Genomic DNA, 19,033 nt, shown 5'->3' on the forward strand with positions numbered 1-19,033 from the left:
GCCTTCACGCGCCCTTCTCGTCAGGGTGAGCCCCGCCTTGCCTGCACCATGGACACACCACGCGTTCGCTGGTCCGGACCGTGGCTCGCGCGGAGGTTGCCATGACACCTTTGGTTGTCGGCGTCACCAGCCATCGCAACATCGCCGCGGCTGAGATCGAGCCGATCCGGCAACGCCTGCAGGCCTTTTTCGCCTCACTCAAGCGCGATTACCCGTCGCTGCCGCTGGTGGCGCTCTCGGCGCTGGCCGAAGGCGGCGATCAGCTGTTCGCGAACGAGGCATTGGCGGCGGGCGCGCGCCTGGTGGTTCCGCTGCCCTTGCCGCGCGACATGTATGTCGAAGATTTCGCCGAGCCCGTGGTACGCGAGCGGTTCGAGGAGCTTTTTCAACGCGCCGATGTGATCCGCCTGCCGCTGCTGAAAAGCCAGTCGCGGGAGGCACTGCAGGCGCATGGCGAAGCGCGTAATCGGCAATATGCGAAGGCCGGCGTGTTCATCGCCAGTCACGCGCACATCCTGGTGTCGATCTGGGACGGCAAGGACTCCGGACGACTCGGCGGCACCGCGCAAATCGTGAAGTACTACCTGCACGGCTCGCTGCCCGGCATCATCGAACATCCGCGCCAGGCGCGGCATATCCTGAGCGGCGGCGACGAGCACCTGCTCTATCACATCGTCTGTTCGCGCGAAGGCGCGCAGGGTTCGGTGGCCGAAGGCCTGACGGCGCTGCAGACCCTCTGGCGCACCGGCGACCACGTGTCGCTGCAGGCCGAACCACCGGAAGAATTCGACCTGATGATTCGTCACATGATCGAATTCAACGACGATTGCGAGACCTACGCCCCGCAGATCGACGCCGCGGCCGGCGAGCATGGCGTGTCACCCGGCGAAAGCACGGAAGCGGTCGATCGGCTTTTTCGATGTGCCGACTGGCTCGCCATGCATTTTCGCAAGCGCGTGTTGTTGGCGCTGCGCGTGACGTACACGCTGGCCGCCCTGATGGGCATCGCCTTCACCCTCTATGCCCATCTCACCCAGCAGAACAACATGATCTATTTCTTCCTGCTGCTGTTTGCGGCAGGCGGCATCGTCGCCGCACTCGCGCGGCGCCGCGAATGGCACCGCAAGTATCTGGACTATCGCGCGCTTGCCGAAGGCCTGCGCATCCAGTTGTATTGGCGGCGCGCCGGCATCTCCAAAGACACCGACCACGAGTTTGCGCACGACAATTTCCTGCAGAAGCAGAACATCGAGCTGGGCTGGATCCGCAATGTGATGCGCGCCGTCGGCCTGCAGCCGCCAGCCAAGCCAGAGCCGGACGCGCTGGCCCAGGTCATCAACGAATGGGTGGGCGAACCGGGCCGCTCGGGCCAACTGCACTACTTCGAATGCAAGACGCTGGAGAGCGCAGGCCTGCACCATCTGACCGAAACGGTGGGCTCGATCAGCTTGTGGGTGGGCATCTCCATCAGTGTGTTTCTGGCGATGTTTGCGCTCAAACTGCCGGAAGACATCAAGAACACGCTGGTGGTGATCATGGCCGTGCTGTCGATCGTTGCCGCCGTGCGCGAAGCCTATGCATACAGGAAGGCCGACAAGGAACTGATCCGGCAATACCGCTTCATGCAGCGCATTTTCAGCGGCGCCCGCGCGGCGCTCGACCGTACCGACGATCCTGCGGAGAAGCGCGGCATCCTGCGCTCACTGGGCGATGCCGCGCTGACCGAGCATGCGGAGTGGACGTTGATGCGTCGTGAGCGGCAGGTGGAGCACAGCAAGTTCTAGCTTGCGCTGGACGCAACTGGTTCGAAGCGGCGTGCCACGAGCGTCGCACATCACAAGAACCGGATGGCCGCCTTCCCTCGCCTCATGGGAACCTCCGAGTACGCCGGAGGTATCTCATGCAACGCACGCTTATGCTCGCCCTGATGTTGTCGCCCAGCTTGAACGCCCATGCCGATTGCGAGCTGCGCTTTGCGCCACCCGAAGTCCGCGCCGCCGCGCTGGCGTTTCATCACCGCGCCAGCGAACATCCCCCGGTCTCGACTGACCCCGCGGTGCATGCCGCTATCCAGCGGGCACCGCGTGTGCAGCATGCCGATCGAGCTGCGGTGATTGCCAAGGGCGGCCACGCGCCTTCGCGCTAGCGGCGGACCGCTCCGCCTTACTCCTGCACCACGCAGCCCCAGCCATCATTGAGGCCACCGAGCGATTCGGATTCGCTGGCGAGCAGGCTTTCGTAGCCGCTGATGTTGTCGTGCGTGGGCACCATGAAGGGGTGGGCTTGCACTTCCCAGGGGCGTTCCTCATCCGCCTCGTATTCGGAGAAAGACACTTTCTGGCCATTCCTCAGCAATAGCACCGCGAACTTCAGCGCGGCTTCCTCGGTGGGAAAGATCACCGAGAAGTCGATTTCGCGCGCGATCGAGAGGTCGTCGCCCTGCTCGGCCATCTGCCGCAGCACGTCGCCGTTCTCGTCGTCTGGAAAGTCCACGTGTTCGTTCATTGCCTGTCCCGTGTGCGTGTAGCGCTGCGCGCTGGTGTGAGCGCGTGGCCCAGTCTCCCGTGGAACGCGCGCAGCGGCAAGCACGCACGTTCCTGCCGCGGTCTACGCCGGCACGTTGTAGCGAAATTCCACGCGCGTGCCGCCCGGCTCACGCACGAAACCGTGCATATTGCCCAGCTTGCCCACGGCCTCGGGCGGAAACTCCACTTCCACACCGGGCCACGCGGCCACCCTGGCGAACAGCGCATGCAGCGCTTCCTCGCTGGGCACTTTCAGCGCGACATGGTGAAGACCGATGTTTTTGCGCCGGTCGAACGGCTGGTGGCCATCGGTGCCGTCGACCTGCCACAGCGTGAGCACGGAGGTGCCATCGGAAACGAACACCGCCGGATACGCGGGATTGCCACCGACCACCCGCCAGCCCAGGCATTGCACGAAGAAAGCCCGCGAAAGCTCGACGTCGCTCACGGTCAAACCCACATGATCGATGCCGGCGGTCAGTGCGTTGCTGTCGTTCATGGGGTTGCATCCATCGTCGATGTGGTCGCGCCAAGTCCGTGCGTGGAAGCCCCGCTGGCGTTCAATGCAGGAGGTCTTCCCAGTTCCTTGGAACCTTGCCGCGCGGCCCGGGCGTGGGTTGATCCAGCGGATGGAAAAGGGGTGGACGCAACTCGGGGCCGTCGTACGCCCGGCGAGTACGGAAGTCATAGAACCACGGATCGTCCGGCTCGAAATTGGCGATCACCGGATGGCCGGTTTCATGAAAGTGCTTGCTGGCATGCTGGCTGGGCGAGCTGTCGCAACAACCGATATGGCCGCATTGCGCGCACCGGCGCAGATGCAGCCACCAGCCGCCGGCCTTGAGACATTCGACGCAGCCTTCGCCGCTGGGTTCGGCATCCAGGTTGATGCCGCTATCCGCCTGGCTCATCAGTGGCCTCCTTGACGGTGATCGATGAATGGTGACGGCAATCAGAAGCCCAGGTCGCTCAGGCTCGGATGATCGTCCGGACGGCGACCAAGCGGCCAGTGATACTTGCGCTCCGACTCGGCAATGCGCATGTCGTTGATGGAGGCATGGCGATGCGTCATCAAGCCGTTCTCGTCGAACTGCCAGTTCTCGTTGCCGTAGCTGCGGTACCACTGGCCGGAATCGTCGTGCCATTCGTACGCAAAGCGAACGGCGATGCGGTTGCCGGCGAAGGTCCACAACTCCTTGATCAGGCGATAGTCGAGCTCGCGATTCCATTTGCGGGCGAGGAAGGCCTGCGCCTCCTCACGCCCATGCACGAACTCGGCGCGATTGCGCCAGTAGGTGTCGGGCGAGTACGCCAGCGAGACCTTCACCGGGTCGCGACTGTTCCAGCCGTCTTCGGCAAGACGCACTTTCTGCGCCGCCGTTTCGGCGGTGAAGGGAGGGACAGGCTGGCGAACTTCCATGGCACACCTCGGGGACGGGTTGAGAGCGATACACAAGCTTAGCCTGAGTAACATCCACGTCCCGCGAAGGTTGCCACCAACCGGCCCGGATCAGCGCTTGATGTCGTTCTTGTCGACGGCGCCGCCCTTCATCACGAAGCTGACGTGTTCCAGCTGCGCAACATCGTTGATCGGATCGCCGCTCACTGCCACCAGGTCGGCGTAATAGCCCGGCGCCACCGCACCCACCTTGCCGGTCATGCCGAGCAGGTCCGCGGCGTTGACCGTGGCCGCCTGGATCGCCTGCATCGGCGTCATGCCCCAATGGGTCATCACGGCGAACTGCTTTGCGTTCCAGCCGTGCGGATAGACGCCGGCATCAGTGCCAAAGGCCATCTTTTCGCCGGCCTTCACCGCGCGCTGGAAATTCTCGCGCTGCAGGCGGCCCACCAGGCGCTCCTTCTCCACAGTGCTGGCCGGGAAGCCCTTCTTGGCGTATTCGCTCAGGATGTAGTCGTCGTTGTAGACGTCGAAATCCAGATAGGTGCCGTGCTGCTTGGCCAGCTTGAGGCCTTCTTCGTCGATCATGCTGCTGTGTTCGATCGAGTCCACGCCGGCGCGGATGGCCATCTTGATCGACTCGGCGCCGTGCGCATGTGCGGCGACCTTCTTGCCCCAGCGGTGCGCCTCGTCCACCACGGCATTCATTTCTTCCTGCGAATACTGCGGCGCACCGACCGATGCCTCCGCGCTCAACACGCCGGCACTGGCCATGAACTTGATCACGTCGGCGCCGTTCTTGACGTTTTCGCGCACGCGATGGCGGATGGCATCGACGCCATCGGCCACACCTTCGACGCCGTGGAACTCGATCCACGGCGAGAAGCCGGTGGTGTCATCGGCATGGCCGCCTGTGGCGCCCAGCGGCGGCCCGGAGACCAGCATGCGCGGCCCGGCGATATCGCCGCGATCGATCGCGTTGCGCAGCGCCACGTCCACATAGTCAGGCGCGCCCAGGTTGCGCACCGTGGTGAAGCCGGCATCCAGTGTCCGCTTGGCATAGGTGGGCGAGAGAATCGCCGAATCGATCGAACCGCGCTTGAGCACAGCCTCGTAGTAATCGCCCTTCACCTCGCCCGGGTCGCCGGTGAGATGCACGTGGCAGTCGATCAGCCCGGGCAACAACGTGGCGCTGCCCAGGTCGATCACGTTGACGCCTGCCGGCACCTGACCGTCGTAACGCACCTCGGTGATGCGCTCGCCCTCGATGATCACCAGCGGGTTGTCGCGCACGGTGCCCGCCTTGACGTCGACGAGGTGCGCGGCGCGCACGGCGACACGCGTTGGTGCCGGTGCCGGCGCATCGTCCGCCGACGCGGCAGCGACCGAACCCAGGCCTAGGACGATGGCGGAAAACAGGGGCAGCAAACGCATGGAGCATCTCCGTGGGCAATGACGATGACGGTGGGCGGACAGCCCGACGCTGCGCGTTGCGCCACGGTCTTGCAATATCCCCCTGCCCGCACCTTACCGTAAAACCCCGTTCCGTCACCCGTGACGGATGGCGCATGGCAGGCGCGTGGAAAGCGGGACCGATGCGGGAACATCGGCCCCGCGGTCGATCAGGGCTGGCTACCGGCCGCCTGCACGGCGGCATAGGCGTTGACGATGCCCGAGCCGATCGGCTTGCTGCCGCTTGGCGTCACGTGCGGCACCGTCGCCGAGGACTTCAGCAACTGGGTGACCTGCGCCGGCGTCAGCAGGGCCTTGCCGAGCGCGACGCGATAGCTCTGCATCAGCGCCACCACGCCTGCCACGTGCGGCGTGGCCTGCGAGGTGCCAGCCATGCCGCCATAGGTTGCCGTGGTCGGCGTGGTCGTGCCTGCATTGATGGTGGACCAGATGAAGCCGGTGGTGGCCTGCGTGCCGCTCGATGCGTCGTTCTTGTACACGCCGCCGCCAGGTGCGGCCAGCGTCACGATCTTGCCGTAGTTGGAGTAATACGCGCGAGTACTGGTAACGCCGGTGGCGGCCACCACCACCGCACCTGCGCAGCTGGCCGGGGAGAAGTTCGCGGCATTTGCGTTGCTGTTGCCGGCGGCCACCACCACGCTGGCACCGCGACCGATCGCACCCGTGATCGCCGTGCCCAGCACGCTGCTCGACGGGCAGGTGCCCGATCCACCCAGGCTAAGGCTGAGCACTTTCGCCGGATGCGCATTGGCAGGCACGCCCGACACGGTGCCGCCGGACGCCCAGGTAATGGCATCGGCGATGTCGGCGTTCGAACCGCCGCAATGACCCAGCACGCGCACCGGCACCACCTGTGCGTTGAAGGCGGTACCCACCATGCCCGTGCTGTTGTTGGTGATCTCGCCACCTGCCGTACCGAATACGTGCGTGCCGTGCCAGCTGCTGCTCTCGGCGGGCTGGCCCGAGCCGCACTGGTTCGCCGTGGTCCAGTCGCCGGTATCCCAGCCGCCCGCCACGCGGCCGTTGCTGGAGCGGCCCGACACGGCTGCGCTGGTGATGAAGTCATAACCTGCGTTGGCGAGCGAGAGATTGAGGTCCGGGTGATTGGTGACGCCGGTATCCAGACTGGCGATCGTCACGCCGGTGCCATCGGCCAGCGTCCATGCCTGCTGGATGTTGGCGGCGCCCCAGTTGGCGACGTTTGCGTTGAGCGTGTTGTCGAAAAACGCCGCGCCGCTGGGCGCCAGGTAATCCCACTGGTAGGCCCCGTAGTACTGGTCATTGGGCACCGTAAAAGTGGCGGCGCCCGCTGGGAGAATGCCATCCACGCGCTTGAGCATGTATTCCGGCTCCACGAAGGAAACCGCGGGGTCGGCGGCGATCTGCCGGATCAGCGTGGCCGCCTCGGTCGCCGAAAGCGCACGGTCGGTGTGCACCAGATCGGCACCGGTGGCCAGCCTGCGCTCGTATCGCACGGCGAGCGCACGCGGCGCGGCGAGCGTTCCCGCGCTCAGTTTTGCGCGCGATACCGCCACGCCCACGTTCTGCACCGCCATGGCAGCGTTGCTGCGTTCGGCGCTGCCGTCCTTGTAGGTGATGATGAAACCGGTATAGCTCTGATCGCTCTGCAATGGACTTACATCGAAATTGGCCGAGGGCGGCGGCGACGTGCCGAACTCGGCGGCAGACGCGGAGGCAGACAGTGCCATCAGCAGGGAAACCACCAGCCAACGCTTGTGAGTATGACGTTCCATTTCGAACTCTCCATGCTTGGGTTAGGTCGAAGTGATCCCGTGACGTCCTGTCGGGATCCCACCGTGGCGGCGCCTCGATGCGTCGAGCCTTCGACGTTGATGTTTACCGCGATCGCGGGAGTCATCCATGACCCGCCGCCAAGACAAGACGAACCCGCGCCGCGCGTAACGCAGCGAATCAACGAAACCGGTAATCCCCACAGCCAAGGCAAACGCTCACCGCTCCGGCGGCTCCAGGAGCCGCCAGCAACGTAGGTCACTCATGGGTGGCGCGCGCTTGTTGTCCCCTCGCACAGCCACGTCGCATGAAGATGCGACCGTGCCATTGATTCATGGCATCGGTGAAGGAATCGCAAATAATTGCCGTCACCGGCGCGGGCATGCCACGCTTATGTGATCAAGTTCACACAAGCGATGCGCATCGACGGCCGCGCCTGCACGGCACCGCGCCAACCCAGGAAGAGTGGTGCGTCATCGCTCAGCTTCCGCGGCGGCAGCGCTCCATCGCCACGAGTGACGGCTGAAATCCCAGGGCCGAAAAGAATTCGGCCGCGCCATCGCGCCCAGCGCGAAGTACCCAGGTGATGTCCGGCGTGTCGCGCGTGATGTGCTCCACCAACGCTCGCCCAACGCCCTGCCGGCGATGCCCCGACGCCACGACCACCATCGACAGATAGCCATTGGACAGTCCGTCCGTGATGGCACGTGCGAAGCCAATCACCGCGCCGTCGTCCATGCAGACGGCCGTGCGCTGGGACTGTTGCAGCAACTGGGCAAACCGCGGCGCGTCCTCCACGCGATGCGCCCAGCCGTTGGCGGCGAGAAACAGGCGGATCGGCTCGACATCTTCGGGCAATGCATCTCGGATCATGGATGAAGCTCTCTTATTCGCCCGGGTGATGGCTACGCTCGACGTGCGACTTCAGATAGTCCGACCAGGAATACATCGCACGCAAGTCGCCTGTGCTGTAACGCTCGGCCTCATCATTGAAGCGCGGCGATGCCTGATGGTCACTTTCGCCACCCGACGTGATATCGCGGACCTTGCCGCCAAACTCCACCGCGGCGACGAAACCTTGATCACTGTTGCCGCTCTTACTGTCGCCGCGGTGCGTGCCCGTCCCCCGACGACTCACAACAGGCGACAGATACAAGACAAGCGGTGAGCGGGACCGATGCGGGAAGCATCGGTCCCGCCGTTGATCACGGCTGATTACCGGCCGCTTGCACGGCGGCATAAGCGTTGACGATGCCCGCACCGATCGGCGTGCTTGCGCTGGGCGGCACGTGCGGCACGGTGGCGGAGGACTTCACCAGTTCCGTTATCTTCGCGGGTGTCAGCAGGGCCTTGCCGCGTGCAAGGCGATAGCTTTGCATCAGCGCCACCACGCCAGCCACATGCGGAGTGGCCTGCGAGGTGCCTGCCATGGTGCCGTAGGTAGGCGTGGTGGGTGTCGTGGTCCCGGCGTTGAGCGCGGACCAGATGAAGCCCGTGGTGGTCTGCGAGCCAAACGATGCATCGTTCTTGTAAACGCCGCCGCCGGGGGCTGCCACCGTCACGATCGACCCGTAGTTGGAGTAGAACGTACGCGAGCTGGTGATGCCGGTGGCTGCCACGACCACCGCACCGGCGCAGCTGGCCGGCGAGAAGTTCGCGGCGTTGGCGTTGCTGTTGCCGGCGGCCACCACCACGGTAGCGCCGCGACCGACCGCACCGGTGATCGCCAGGCCCAGCGCACTGCTCGACGTGCAGGCGCCAGGTCCGCCCAGGCTCAGGCTGAGCACTTGCGCGGGATGCGCATTGGCCGGCACGCCCGACACGCTGCCGCCCGACGCCCAGGTAATGCCATCGGCGACATCCGCATTGGTACCGCCGCAATGACCGAGCACGCGTACCGGTACCACCTGTGCACCGAAGGCCGTACCCGCCAGGCCGACGCCGTTGTTGGTCTTCTCGCCGCCTACCGTGCCGAACACGTGCGTGCCGTGCCAGCTGCTCTTGCGTGCACCCATGCCGCACTGATTCACCGCGGGGATCCAGTCGCCAGTATCCCACCCACCGGGCACGCGGCCATCGGTTGCGCGGCCTGAGGTAGCGGCGCTGACGATGAAGTCGTAGCCGGCGTTGGCGAGCGAGAGGTTCAGGTCCGGGTGGTTGGTAACACCGGTGTCGAGGCTCGCGATGGTGACGCCAGAGCCGCTGGCTAACGCCCATGCCTGCTGGATGTTGGCGGCGCCCCAGTTGGCGACGTTCGCGCTGAGCGCGCGGTCGAAGAAACCCGCGCCATTGGGCGCCAGGTAATCCCACTGGTAGACCGCGTAATTGGGGTCGTTGGGAGCACCGAAAGCCATCGCACCGTCCGGCCGCAGGTCTTCAACGGCCTGGAGCATGTATTCCGACTCCACGTAGGCGACGGCGGGATCGGCGGCGATCTGCCTGATCAGCGTGGCCGCCTCGCCTGCCGAAAGGGCGCGGTCGATATGCACCAGATCGGCTCCGGTGGCCAGCTTGCGGGCGTAACTCACCTTGAGCGTTCGCGGCGCGGCGCGTGTTCCCCCTGCCAGCTTCGCGCGCGACACCGCTGCGCTCACGTTCTGCACCGCGATCGCGGTGTTGCGGCGTTCGGCGCTACCGTCCTTGTAGGTGACGATGAAGCCGGTATAGCTCTGATTTTTCTGTAGCGGGCTCAGGTCGAAGCGATCCGAAGGCGGCGACGCGCCGGTGTTGCCCGCAGAGGCGGACGCGGACAGCGCCATCAACAGGGAAACGATGAGCCAATGCTTGCGAGTATGACGTTCCATATGAACTCCCCATACATGCCTGGGTCGAAGTGATCCCGTGACGTCCTGTCGGAATCCCACCGTGGCGGCGCCTCGATGCGTCGAGCCTTCGACGTTGATGTCTCCTTCGATCGCGGGAATCGTCCGTGACCCTCCGCGAAGACAAATCCACCCCGCGCCGCGCGTGCCGCAGCGAATCAACCCAATCCAATTCTCAGATCACACGCAAACGCGTCTCGCACTTGCGGCCTCAACGACCGCCGGCAACGCGTCTCTCCCCCGCGCAGCGGCGTCGCATGAATCGGCAGCAAGGCCGGGGATTCATGAGGTCGAAAGAAGAGTCGCAAAAAATGCGCTTTGGCGACACCGACGCGCATCGCACGCGCGCGCGGGCTCACGCAAGCGATGCGTGTAAGCGCTCGCTTGTGTGCCTATCGAGCGTGATTACGAGCCCGGATGGTACGTGCGCTCGATGTGCCCCTGCAGGTCTTCCGGCCAGAAATACACGGCACGCAAGTTGCCTGTGGTGTAGCGCTCGGCCTCATCATTGAAGTGCGGTGATGTCGGATGCCCGCTTTCGCCACCCGCCGTGATGGCACGTGCGCGCACCTTGTCGCCGAATTCCACCGCTGCGACGAAGCTGTTGCCGCTGGTGCCGTAGTAGCGGCGCGTACCCGGCCAGCGATGCGCACCAAACGAAGCGAGCGAGCCCCAGCGCGATGAGGTGAAGGGCACCGGGATGCTGGGTTTGCTGTCGTCGAACGGCTGCTGGATGTCGCCGTTGATGCGCTGGTAGCGATTGACCTCGCCCCACGGCACGCCCCAGCTGCCGAAGTCCCTCTGCAGGCGATCGGACGCCTCCGCCAGCGCTTCGAGGCGCGCCTTGGGCCCGGCGCGCTCAGCCATGATGTCGTAGACGGAGAGCCCTTCGGATACGTCCGACTTGTCGACCTTGTCCCACAAGGTATCGCCCCAGAACACCGCCAGCGAGGTGGGCATGGAGGCGATGCCCCAGCGATAGTCCCATCCGCGCAGCAAGGCGATCGGTCCGGCGAGTTTCTTCTTCAGTGGATCGTTCGCGGGCAGCGCGTCGTAATCCTTCAGCAGGATCGGCACCTGTCGCGCGAACGCCGGCAGATACGAATCGAACGCCGCGGTGATCAGCGACGGCAGCGTGAAGTCGCGCTTGTCGCTCAGCACCATGGTGGCGTGGATACCGCGCGGATTCTCGCCGACGCTATCCATGTAGCGCGGATAGTTTTCCCGCTTGGGGCTATCCGGGCCCGCCGCGGAATACGGCCAGTCGTTGGTGTTCATGATCCAGCCGTTGGCGGGATTGAGCAGATGCGGCGCGGCGTCCAGCGGAAGCAGCCCTTGCCAGTCGGTCGCGGGATCGCTGCCGTCCACCGGCTTGGTGTAATCGAAACGGTTGTCGCGCTTGGGGATGAATTGCGGATGCAGGTATGCGATCTCACCCTTGTCGTCGGCGAAAATCGTGTTGTTCGATGAGTTCGCCTTGAGCTCGGCGATTTTCATGAAGCTCGTAAAGTCAGTTGCCTTGGTGCGCAGCCAGCTCTGCTCCAGCGCTTCCATCGGTTTGTTCATCAGCGCGGTGGCGATCCACTTGTCGCCCTCGGTGCGCACGATCGGACCGTGGTGTGTGGCGTACGTGGTGAACGTACGCTGCGCCATCGATCCATCGGGCTTGCGGTAGCGCACGGTGATCGGCTTGGCGTTGACCGGCCGTACTTCCTTGCCGTAGCGATAACCGATCTTGTCGCCGTCACGCACGATGGTCTCGGCAAACTCATCCACCACGTCGGCGGTGGTCGAGGTATGCATGAAACCGATGTGCTTGTTGAAACCCTGATAGATGAAGAACTGGCCCCAGGTCACCGCGCCATACACGTCCAGTCCCGCATCGCTGCTCATCTGCAGCTCGGATCGGAAAAAGAACGAGGTGTGCGGATTGATCAGCAACAAGGCGTGGCCATCGGCCGTGAGTTTCGGCGCGATGGCGATGCCGTTGGAGCCGGTGGGCTCGGCCCAGCTCGACGGCGGATCGACGAAGGCCACGGCGTCGGTGGACTTGCCGTAGAACGCCTGCAGCTCTTTCAATGAGACACGCTCGATATCGCCGCCGATGCTGCCTTCGCTGAAGCTCAGCGCCATCCACGGTTCGAAATGCGTGATGACGCGCGGATGCACGTCCGGATGCGTGGCCAGATAGTAGTTGAGGCCGTCGGCCCAGGCATTCATCAGCTCGCGCAACCACGAAGGACTTTTCGCGTACTGCTGCTTCAGCTCGGCCGGGTCGATCCACAGCTGTTGACGCAGATCGGACCAGATCGCCTGCTCGCCTTCGGCCTGCGCGAGCCAGCCCAGCGAGTTGAGGTAGTTCGTCTCGACGCGGTTGAAGTCGTCTTCGGCTTGCGTATAGGCCATGCCGAACACGGCGTCCGCATCCGTCTTGCCGTGCACGTGCGCGATGCCCCAGTCGTCGCGGGTGACGGTGACGGCGGCGGCTTCGGTCTTCCAGCGGGAGGCGTCGCCGGATGCTGCGTGAGCAGTGCCGAGGCAACCGAGCGAGAGCAGTATGGCGGCCGAAAGCGAGTGTTTGGCGATGGTCATGGTTCTCGGTGCCTTGGTGTCGTCGCGCTCAAGGGGATTTCCTTGCCTTCCTACAGCGTCATCCCGGCGCAGGCCGGGATCCCGTAGCGAGGCACTGATGGATGCTCACGCTACTGGATTCCGGCCTGCGCCGGAATCACGGGTAGTAGAGGCTTTGCCGATATCACGGCATGGCGTAACTGTTATTCCCTCGATCCGCATCAGGCAACTTGTGCTCCGGATCCAGCGTGAGCTTCGCGATCTTCTTGCTCGTATGCAACGCCAGCTTCGGCGCCGCACTCTGCCGCCATGCTTCCACCGGCACAGGCACGTCCTCGTGGCTGCCGTCGGCGTAGTCGATGCGCAGCGTCGACGGCATCACCAGCTTCTGCTTGCTGGCCAGGGTCACCTGCACGCCCTTGGCCGGGTCGTTGTCGACATAGCTCGCCGCGCTGATGCCCATGTCCAGCTGCCAGTTGTTGAGGTACCAGCCGCGCCACCACCACGACAAGTCCTCGCCCGCTTCGCTGCTCATGAAGCGGAAGAAGTCCGACGGCGTGGGATGGTGATACGCCCAGGTGGCGATGTATTTGCGGAAGGCCGGATCAAACCGGTCCGGCCCCAGGATCTGCTCGCGCAGCAGCACCAGACCGAGTGCGCCCTTGAAGTAGCTCACCGGATGGCGGTACTTCTCGGCGACGGAATCGGCCGGCGCCATCAGCGTGGGCGCGTTGGGATCAGCCAGCAGCGGGAGGATCTCATCAACCGGATTGCCGCCTTTGGGCGCGTACTCGCTGTCTCGCTTGGGCGCGAACTCACCCTTGTTGAACGCGTCCGAGGCATACACGTCGATGAAGGTATTGAAGCCTTCGTCCATGAACGCGTTGCGGCGTTCGTTGGAGCCCACCACCATCGGGAACCACGTGTGTCCGATTTCGTGCGCGGTGATCCAGAACAGCATCGGGCCCTTGTCCTCGAAGCCGTCGAACACGATGCCGGGGTATTCCATGCCGGCACCATGACCACCGAGGTTGACCGCCACCGGCCACGGATACGGATACCACTTCGAGGAGAAGTGCTCGATCGCGCCCTTCACGTATTCGCTGGAGCGATCCCATTTGTCCTTGCCCACGCCTTCCACCGGATACACCGACATGGCCAGCGCGTGCTTGCCGTCGGGCAAGTTGATGCGTGCGGCATCCCACACAAAGGCAGGCGATGCGGCGAAGGCGATGTCGCGGGTGTGCTCCATGTGGAAGCGCCAGGTCTGGGTGCCGCTTTGCTTCGGACGGCTGGCGGGGTCGTTCACTTCCTGCGGCGAGCGGATCATCACCGTGCTATCGCTCTGCGCTGCCTGCGCGAGGCGTTGCTGCTGCGCGGCGGTGAGCACCTCGCCGGGATTGGTGAGCGCACCGGATCCGGCCACGATGTAATTCCACGGCACGGTGACGGCGTAATCGATATCGCCGTATTCCAGATAGAACTCCGAACCGAGGTAGGGCTGGGTGTCCCATCCGCGCAGATCGTCGTAGACGGCCATGCGCGGGAACCACTGCGCGATCTCGTAGATGTCGCCGTTCTTGGTCGGCGTGACCGCCGTGCGACCGCCCCAGGTGCCCGGCACCGTGTAGTGGTAGCGGATGCGCAGCTTGGCCTGCTTGCCGTTGGCGGCCAGCGGCTGGCCCAGGTCCACGCGCAGGCGCGTGTCGTCGACCAGGAAGTGCACGGGCTTGCCATCCACCTCTACAGCTTCGATCTGGTAGCCGTCAGTGAAGTCGTTGCGCGGGCGCGGCGAGGTAAGCGTGCCGCGCGAGTCGCGTCGATAGATGTTCTGGTCCAGCTGCACCCACAGCACGTCCAGCGCATCGGGGCTGTGGTTGGTGTAGGTGATGGTTTCATCGCCGCGCAGCGTGTGCGAGGCCGGGTCGATGTTTGCCTGGATCGCGTAATCCACGCGGTTCTGCCAGAACTGGGGCCCCGGCTTGCCCGCACCATCGCGGAACGCATTGGCCGCATCGGGCAGCGTGAGCGGCGCAAACAACGCCTGGGGATCGAACGCGGCGTCCGTGCCGTCGGCAAAGGCCGGCGCGCACAGGGCGCCAGCTGCAATCAGGCCCGCCGCAACGGCGCAGCCCAGGACGAGTTTCTTCATCAGGCGTTTTCCTCAAGGCTCACCGGTCTGAACCCGACAATATAGGCAGCGCGACGCCGGATGAACCGGGTCAGTGGTCATGGGCGCCGGCGCATCTTCATGCGAACGGGCCGGCCGCGAGGCCGGGAGCGGCGGCGCGAGGCGGTACAATGGCCTCATGAGCACCCCCGAACATTCCCCGCTCGGCAAGACCACCGTCTACGCCGACCGCTACGACCCTTCCCTGTTGTTTCCCATCCCGCGCCAGGGCAAGCGCGACGAGATCGGCGTGTCCGAGCCGCTTCCGTTTCACGGCGAGGATGTCTGGAACGCCTATGAGCTGTCCTGGCTGGACGCTCGCGGCAAGCCGGTGGTGGCACTGGCGGAATTCCGCGTGCCGGCCAGCTCGCCCAACATCATCGAGTCGAAGTCGTTCAAGCTTTACCTCAACGGTTTTTCGCAGGAACGCATGGCCGACAGCCACAGCCTTTCGGCCATCCTGGTGCGCGATCTCTCGGCCGCTGCCGGCGCCCCGGTGGAAGTGACCCTGAGCCACGCGCAGGCGCGCGGGCATGCCGTCACGGACCTCGCGGGCACCCTGGTGGACGAGCTGGCGATCGAGATTGACGACTACGGCCCGCCGCGTGCGGACTATCTGATGACCAACGACCATGCACCCGTGGTCGAGGAAGTGTTGGTCTCCAACCTGCTGCGTTCCAATTGCCCGGTGACCGGCCAGCCGGATTGGGGCAGCGTGCAGATCCACTACCACGGCGCGCCGATCGATCACGCCGGCCTGCTGCGCTATCTGGTTTCCTTCCGCAACCACAACGAATTCCACGAGCAATGTGTCGAGCGGATTTTCGTGGATGTGATGGAGCGCTGCCGCCCGCAGCGTCTCAGCGTCTATGCGCGCTATACGCGACGCGGCGGCCTGGACATCAACCCCTATCGCAGCACCGGCAGCGAGCGCCCCGGCAACCCGCGCGGTGCGCGCCAGTAGTCGCCGCCGTGAAGGTGGCGTGGATGCAGAAACCGCGGTAATCGCAGCTTCAGACCGCGGAAGCTAGCCTCGCAATGGCAATGCGCCCGGCCTCACCCGCCGGGTATGTCCGCCACCAGCCACGGGGTCAGTCATGAATATCCAGCCACGCAAAACGGCCTTGTACTGCGCGACCCTTGCCGGACTGCTCGTGCTGGGCGCCTGCGGCAAGAACCAGGAAGCGTCCAACACCACGCCCACCGCACCGGCGACCAGCGCCCCTGCGCCCGTGGCCCCGGCACCGCCGGCCAGTACGCCGATGCCGCCGCCGTCGAGCGCGCCATCGCCAACCAGCACCGCTCCCGCACCGGTGCAGACGACTGGAAAGTCGGCCGGCATACAGACCGGCGGCGAGATCAAGGTGGCCGCCGTCACCCTGGGCAGCCAGGTCGACGCGGCGCATGCCATCAGCAAGGAACAGCGACGATTTGCGCCGGAAGACCAGGCCATCTACGCCAGCGTGGCCACCATCGGCACCACCGACAACGCCACCTTGAACGCCAAGTGGAGCTACGTCGACGGCAAGGACGAGGCTTTCAGCAGCACCAGCGAATCCATCGCCACCGACGGCCCGGCGATCACGACGTTCAAGGTGCAGAACCCCAATGCCTGGCCCAAGGGCAAGTACAAGGTCGTGATCTCGCTCAACGGCAGGCCGGTGGCTACGGAAGACTTCGAAGTACGCAGCTAGGCCGGTCGTAACGCACGAAAAAGGCGCCTTTACGGCGCCTTTTTTGTGGCTGCGCGAGATGGCTACAAGGCACGCTTCCACTTGTGCACGCGCACGCCCGCGATCACCTGCAGCACGCCGTACACCAGTGCGGCCACGCCTATCCAGATCGCCACGGTGAGCAGGCCGGCCACCGGATAAGCGGCGAACAGCCCGCCCAGCAGAATGGCCAGCACGCCGCTCAAGGCAATCATCCACTCGCCGGTAATCTCCTTGCGCACGCGGATGGCGAACACGATGCGGTAGATGCCCGCCACGATCAGCCACGCCGCCAGGAACAACAGCAACACATTGACCACGGCCAGCGGATGCCAGATCGCCAGCAGCCCGAACACGATGGAGGCGACCGCGTACACGATCAGCCAGCCGCGCGACATCGCCAGATGGCGATTGAACAGGGCGAACACGCTGATGATGCCCTCCGCCAGGGCCATCACGCCAAACGCCCAGGTCAGCGCAATCACGGTGCCGCCCGGCCATACCAGCGCGCTGATGCCAAACAGGATGGAGATGACGCCGTAGAACACCAGCAACCAGCCCGTGCGGCTGACGCCCCGATGCAGGATGGAACTCATAGTCGCGACCCTCCTTGAGGTTGAAAGGCGGGCACCAGCTGCCCGCAGACGCTCACGGCCCAGGCAGGAACATGCCGCCCTCCCCCTCGTCGCGCGAGCGCCCGAGACAGCATCGACGCATCCCGCGTGTCGACGCAATGCGAACGCCGTCTCAACCGGTTGCGGAGGGGGTGAAATCCGGCCAAAACCACTACATCGATGGCACGTGGACTTAACTCGCGGCTTGCTTGAATTGCAGCGTGGTGCGTACGGCACGATGGGCCATCCATCGAGGATTTGTCATGAAACAGCGCAATATCCAGGGCCAGTGGAAACAGATAGGCGGCCAGATCAAGCAGCACTGGGGCAAACTCACGAGCGACGATTTGCGAATCGCCGAAGGCAATGCCGAATATCTATCGGGCAAACTGCAGCAGCGCTACGGCATCGCGCGCGACGAAGCCGATCAGCAGGTGAAGGCCTTCGAGAAACAGCTATGTCACTCGCAGGGCTCGCGCTGAGTAACTGCTGCCGCGCTCACAAGGTGTCCAGTGGAATTTTCAGATAGCTGATGCCGTTGTCTTCCGAGGGCGGCAAGCGACCCGCGCGCATGTTCACCTGCACCGCTGGCAGCAGCAGCCGCGGCATCGAGAGCGTCGCGTCGCGTGTGCTGCGCATGCGCACGAAGTCGTCTTCATCGCTGCCTGCGCGCACGTGGATGTTCGCGCGGCGCTCTTCGCCCACCGTGGTTTCATGCGCGAAGACATCGCGACCCGGCGCCTTGTAGTCGTGGCACAGGAATACGCGGGTTGCGTCCGGCAGGGTAAAAAGCTGCTGGATGGAACGGTACAGCGTGCGCGCGTCGCCACCGGGAAAATCGCAACGCGCCGTGCCGTAGTCCGGCATGAACAAGGTGTCGCCGACGAAGGCCGCATCGCCGATCACATGCGTCATGCACGCGGGCGTGTGGCCTGGCGTGTGCATCGCTACTGCCTCGATGCTGCCGACGCGGTAACGCTCGCCGTCCTTGAACAGATGATCGAACTGGCTGCCGTCACGCTGGAATGCGTCGCCGGCGTTGAATATCTTGCCGAATGTTTCCTGCACCTCGCGGATGTGCTCGCCAATGGCAAGCTTTCCGCCGAGCACGGATTGCACGTAAGGCGCGGCGGAAAGATGATCCGCATGCACATGGGTATCGATGACCCACTCCAGCGCCAGCCCCTGCGCCTTGACGAAGTCGATCATGGCGTTGGCCGAATCGCGCCGGGTGCGGCCGGAGACTGCGTCATAGTCCAGCACGCTGTCGATCACCGCCGCCTTGCGCGTCGCCGGATCGGCCACGACGTAGCTGAAGGTGTTGGTCGACTCGTCGAAGAAGGCCTTTACCTCAGGTCGCTGCACGGCTCGCTACTCGTGTCCATGGCGCCTCATTGGAACGCATGAGGCATCGCGATGCCAGCAGGCAATAGCGATAGCGACTTGGACGATGCTGCCCGCAGGGCAGACACAGGCTTAGGAGGTGGCGCGCCCGGAGGGATTCGAACCCCCGACCAATGGCTTCGGAAGCCACTACTCTATCCGGCTGAGCTACGGGCGCATGAGCGTCGGCGCGTGCGTGGAACCGGGGCTCCGGGGCACGGCGAGGGCGCAGTATAGCGGAGTTGGGGGCGGGAGCCCATGTGGGGGCGGGGTGGGTTTGTTGGTGTGGCGCGTGGTCGATTTGGCGCGGGCCGCCCCTTTGCTTGTCATTCCGGTGTAGGCCGGATTGCAGAGCTTCGGTGTTTAGTTGTCGCCTCGAGGCCAGGGTGCCGCCTACGCGGCGGGCGTTTCGATCGGCTGCCGCCGACCGAATCACTTTTCTTTTGCTGGCCCAAAAGAAAAGTAACCCAAAGAAAATGGCCTGATAACGCCCGCAGCATCGTGTTGGGATAAGCCCGAACGCTCGAGGCGCGTCCTGATGGGACAACCTCCGAGGGTACACAGGGGATACTTCCAAGCGCTGCGCAACGCGCCCGAATCGCTGAGGACTTA

Annotated in this window: 18 protein-coding genes and 1 tRNA gene; 5 read left to right on the plus strand and 14 right to left on the minus strand. The window is 64.6% G+C overall.

Going from position 1 to position 19,033, the window contains the following annotated elements; genetic code table 11:
* Positions 1-101: 101 nt before the first annotated feature.
* Positions 102-1,784 carry a hypothetical protein gene (locus AB4Y82_RS17280; RefSeq protein ID WP_441604919.1) on the plus strand — a complete coding sequence of 561 codons (1,683 nt, stop codon included), beginning with the start codon at positions 102-104 and terminating at the stop codon, positions 1,782-1,784.
* Between the two features lie 116 nt (positions 1,785-1,900).
* Positions 1,901-2,146, plus strand: coding sequence for a hypothetical protein (locus AB4Y82_RS17285; RefSeq protein ID WP_441604920.1), 246 nt, complete (start codon positions 1,901-1,903; stop codon positions 2,144-2,146).
* Between the two features lie 17 nt (positions 2,147-2,163).
* Here AB4Y82_RS17285 and AB4Y82_RS17290 read toward each other — a convergent pair whose 3' ends face one another.
* From AB4Y82_RS17290 to AB4Y82_RS17340, 11 genes are all read right to left on the minus strand, one after another.
* Positions 2,164-2,505, minus strand: a complete 342-nt coding sequence (locus AB4Y82_RS17290; protein WP_441604921.1) for a ribonuclease E inhibitor RraB — start codon at positions 2,503-2,505, stop codon at positions 2,164-2,166.
* Between the two features lie 102 nt (positions 2,506-2,607).
* Positions 2,608-3,024, minus strand: a complete 417-nt coding sequence (locus AB4Y82_RS17295) for a VOC family protein (RefSeq protein ID WP_441604922.1) — start codon at positions 3,022-3,024, stop codon at positions 2,608-2,610.
* Between the two features lie 61 nt (positions 3,025-3,085).
* The gene (locus tag AB4Y82_RS17300; protein ID WP_441604923.1) at positions 3,086-3,436 is read right to left on the minus strand and encodes a UBP-type zinc finger domain-containing protein; all 351 of its coding nucleotides are present in this window, start codon (positions 3,434-3,436) and stop codon (positions 3,086-3,088) included.
* A gap of 41 nt (positions 3,437-3,477) precedes the next feature.
* On the minus strand, positions 3,478-3,945 hold the full coding sequence (locus tag AB4Y82_RS17305; protein WP_046971766.1) for a nuclear transport factor 2 family protein: 468 nt from the start codon (positions 3,943-3,945) through the stop codon (positions 3,478-3,480).
* Positions 3,946-4,035: 90 nt separating this feature from the next.
* The gene (locus AB4Y82_RS17310) at positions 4,036-5,358 is read right to left on the minus strand and encodes a Xaa-Pro dipeptidase (RefSeq protein WP_441604924.1); all 1,323 of its coding nucleotides are present in this window, start codon (positions 5,356-5,358) and stop codon (positions 4,036-4,038) included.
* Positions 5,359-5,546: 188 nt separating this feature from the next.
* On the minus strand, positions 5,547-7,151 hold the full coding sequence (locus tag AB4Y82_RS17315; RefSeq protein WP_441604925.1) for a S8 family serine peptidase: 1,605 nt from the start codon (positions 7,149-7,151) through the stop codon (positions 5,547-5,549).
* Between the two features lie 478 nt (positions 7,152-7,629).
* On the minus strand, positions 7,630-8,022 hold the full coding sequence (locus tag AB4Y82_RS17320; RefSeq protein WP_441604926.1) for a GNAT family N-acetyltransferase: 393 nt from the start codon (positions 8,020-8,022) through the stop codon (positions 7,630-7,632).
* Between the two features lie 13 nt (positions 8,023-8,035).
* Positions 8,036-8,287 carry a hypothetical protein gene (locus tag AB4Y82_RS17325; protein ID WP_441604927.1) on the minus strand — a complete coding sequence of 84 codons (252 nt, stop codon included), beginning with the start codon at positions 8,285-8,287 and terminating at the stop codon, positions 8,036-8,038.
* A 67-nt stretch (positions 8,288-8,354) separates the two neighbouring features.
* Entirely contained in the window at positions 8,355-9,953 is a 1,599-nt protein-coding gene (locus AB4Y82_RS17330; RefSeq protein ID WP_441611530.1) for a S8 family serine peptidase, read from the minus strand.
* 423 nt (positions 9,954-10,376) lie between these two features.
* Complete coding sequence (locus AB4Y82_RS17335; RefSeq protein ID WP_441604929.1) at positions 10,377-12,563, minus strand: penicillin acylase family protein; 2,187 nt, start codon at positions 12,561-12,563, stop codon at positions 10,377-10,379.
* A 163-nt stretch (positions 12,564-12,726) separates the two neighbouring features.
* The gene (locus tag AB4Y82_RS17340) at positions 12,727-14,694 is read right to left on the minus strand and encodes a M1 family metallopeptidase (RefSeq protein WP_441604930.1); all 1,968 of its coding nucleotides are present in this window, start codon (positions 14,692-14,694) and stop codon (positions 12,727-12,729) included.
* A gap of 157 nt (positions 14,695-14,851) precedes the next feature.
* On the opposite strand from AB4Y82_RS17340, the gene queF reads away from it, so the two are divergent.
* Together queF and AB4Y82_RS17350 are read left to right on the plus strand one after the other, a co-directional pair.
* Positions 14,852-15,676, plus strand: a complete 825-nt coding sequence (gene queF, locus AB4Y82_RS17345) for an NADPH-dependent 7-cyano-7-deazaguanine reductase QueF (protein ID WP_441604931.1) — start codon at positions 14,852-14,854, stop codon at positions 15,674-15,676.
* Between the two features lie 133 nt (positions 15,677-15,809).
* Positions 15,810-16,406, plus strand: a complete 597-nt coding sequence (locus tag AB4Y82_RS17350; protein ID WP_441604932.1) for a hypothetical protein — start codon at positions 15,810-15,812, stop codon at positions 16,404-16,406.
* Positions 16,407-16,468: 62 nt separating this feature from the next.
* Here AB4Y82_RS17350 and AB4Y82_RS17355 read toward each other — a convergent pair whose 3' ends face one another.
* Positions 16,469-17,020, minus strand: coding sequence for an HdeD family acid-resistance protein (locus AB4Y82_RS17355; RefSeq protein ID WP_441604933.1), 552 nt, complete (start codon positions 17,018-17,020; stop codon positions 16,469-16,471).
* Between the two features lie 281 nt (positions 17,021-17,301).
* On the opposite strand from AB4Y82_RS17355, the gene AB4Y82_RS17360 reads away from it, so the two are divergent.
* Positions 17,302-17,520 carry a CsbD family protein gene (locus AB4Y82_RS17360; RefSeq protein WP_441604934.1) on the plus strand — a complete coding sequence of 73 codons (219 nt, stop codon included), beginning with the start codon at positions 17,302-17,304 and terminating at the stop codon, positions 17,518-17,520.
* 16 nt (positions 17,521-17,536) lie between these two features.
* Here the strand turns inward: AB4Y82_RS17360 and AB4Y82_RS17365 are convergent, their stop codons facing one another.
* Together AB4Y82_RS17365 and AB4Y82_RS17370 are read right to left on the minus strand one after the other, a co-directional pair.
* Positions 17,537-18,403 carry an MBL fold metallo-hydrolase gene (locus tag AB4Y82_RS17365; protein WP_441604935.1) on the minus strand — a complete coding sequence of 289 codons (867 nt, stop codon included), beginning with the start codon at positions 18,401-18,403 and terminating at the stop codon, positions 17,537-17,539.
* Between the two features lie 119 nt (positions 18,404-18,522).
* Positions 18,523-18,599 (minus strand) — tRNA-Arg (locus AB4Y82_RS17370).
* Positions 18,600-19,033: the final 434 nt, after the last annotated feature.

The organism is Dyella sp. 2YAF14, assembly GCF_052114725.1.
In the GTDB taxonomy this organism is placed as follows: Bacteria; Pseudomonadota; Gammaproteobacteria; order Xanthomonadales; family Rhodanobacteraceae; genus Dyella.

Coding starts and splice junctions, on each gene's coding strand:
- AB4Y82_RS17295 (WP_441604922.1), bottom strand. CDS start 3,024: ATGAACGACAGCAACGCACTGACCGCCGGCATCGATCATGTGGGTTTG.
- AB4Y82_RS17350 (WP_441604932.1), top strand. CDS start 15,810: ATGAATATCCAGCCACGCAAAACGGCCTTGTACTGCGCGACCCTTGCC.
- AB4Y82_RS17340 (WP_441604930.1), bottom strand. CDS start 14,694: ATGAAGAAACTCGTCCTGGGCTGCGCCGTTGCGGCGGGCCTGATTGCA.
- AB4Y82_RS17355 (WP_441604933.1), bottom strand. CDS start 17,020: ATGAGTTCCATCCTGCATCGGGGCGTCAGCCGCACGGGCTGGTTGCTG.
- AB4Y82_RS17320 (WP_441604926.1), bottom strand. CDS start 8,022: ATGATCCGAGATGCATTGCCCGAAGATGTCGAGCCGATCCGCCTGTTT.
- AB4Y82_RS17315 (WP_441604925.1), bottom strand. CDS start 7,151: ATGGAACGTCATACTCACAAGCGTTGGCTGGTGGTTTCCCTGCTGATG.
- AB4Y82_RS17360 (WP_441604934.1), top strand. CDS start 17,302: ATGAAACAGCGCAATATCCAGGGCCAGTGGAAACAGATAGGCGGCCAG.
- AB4Y82_RS17290 (WP_441604921.1), bottom strand. CDS start 2,505: ATGAACGAACACGTGGACTTTCCAGACGACGAGAACGGCGACGTGCTG.
- AB4Y82_RS17285 (WP_441604920.1), top strand. CDS start 1,901: ATGCAACGCACGCTTATGCTCGCCCTGATGTTGTCGCCCAGCTTGAAC.
- queF (WP_441604931.1), top strand. CDS start 14,852: ATGAGCACCCCCGAACATTCCCCGCTCGGCAAGACCACCGTCTACGCC.
- AB4Y82_RS17330 (WP_441611530.1), bottom strand. CDS start 9,953: ATGGAACGTCATACTCGCAAGCATTGGCTCATCGTTTCCCTGTTGATG.
- AB4Y82_RS17310 (WP_441604924.1), bottom strand. CDS start 5,358: ATGCGTTTGCTGCCCCTGTTTTCCGCCATCGTCCTAGGCCTGGGTTCG.
- AB4Y82_RS17280 (WP_441604919.1), top strand. CDS start 102: ATGACACCTTTGGTTGTCGGCGTCACCAGCCATCGCAACATCGCCGCG.
- AB4Y82_RS17335 (WP_441604929.1), bottom strand. CDS start 12,563: ATGACCATCGCCAAACACTCGCTTTCGGCCGCCATACTGCTCTCGCTC.
- AB4Y82_RS17300 (WP_441604923.1), bottom strand. CDS start 3,436: ATGAGCCAGGCGGATAGCGGCATCAACCTGGATGCCGAACCCAGCGGC.
- AB4Y82_RS17305 (WP_046971766.1), bottom strand. CDS start 3,945: ATGGAAGTTCGCCAGCCTGTCCCTCCCTTCACCGCCGAAACGGCGGCG.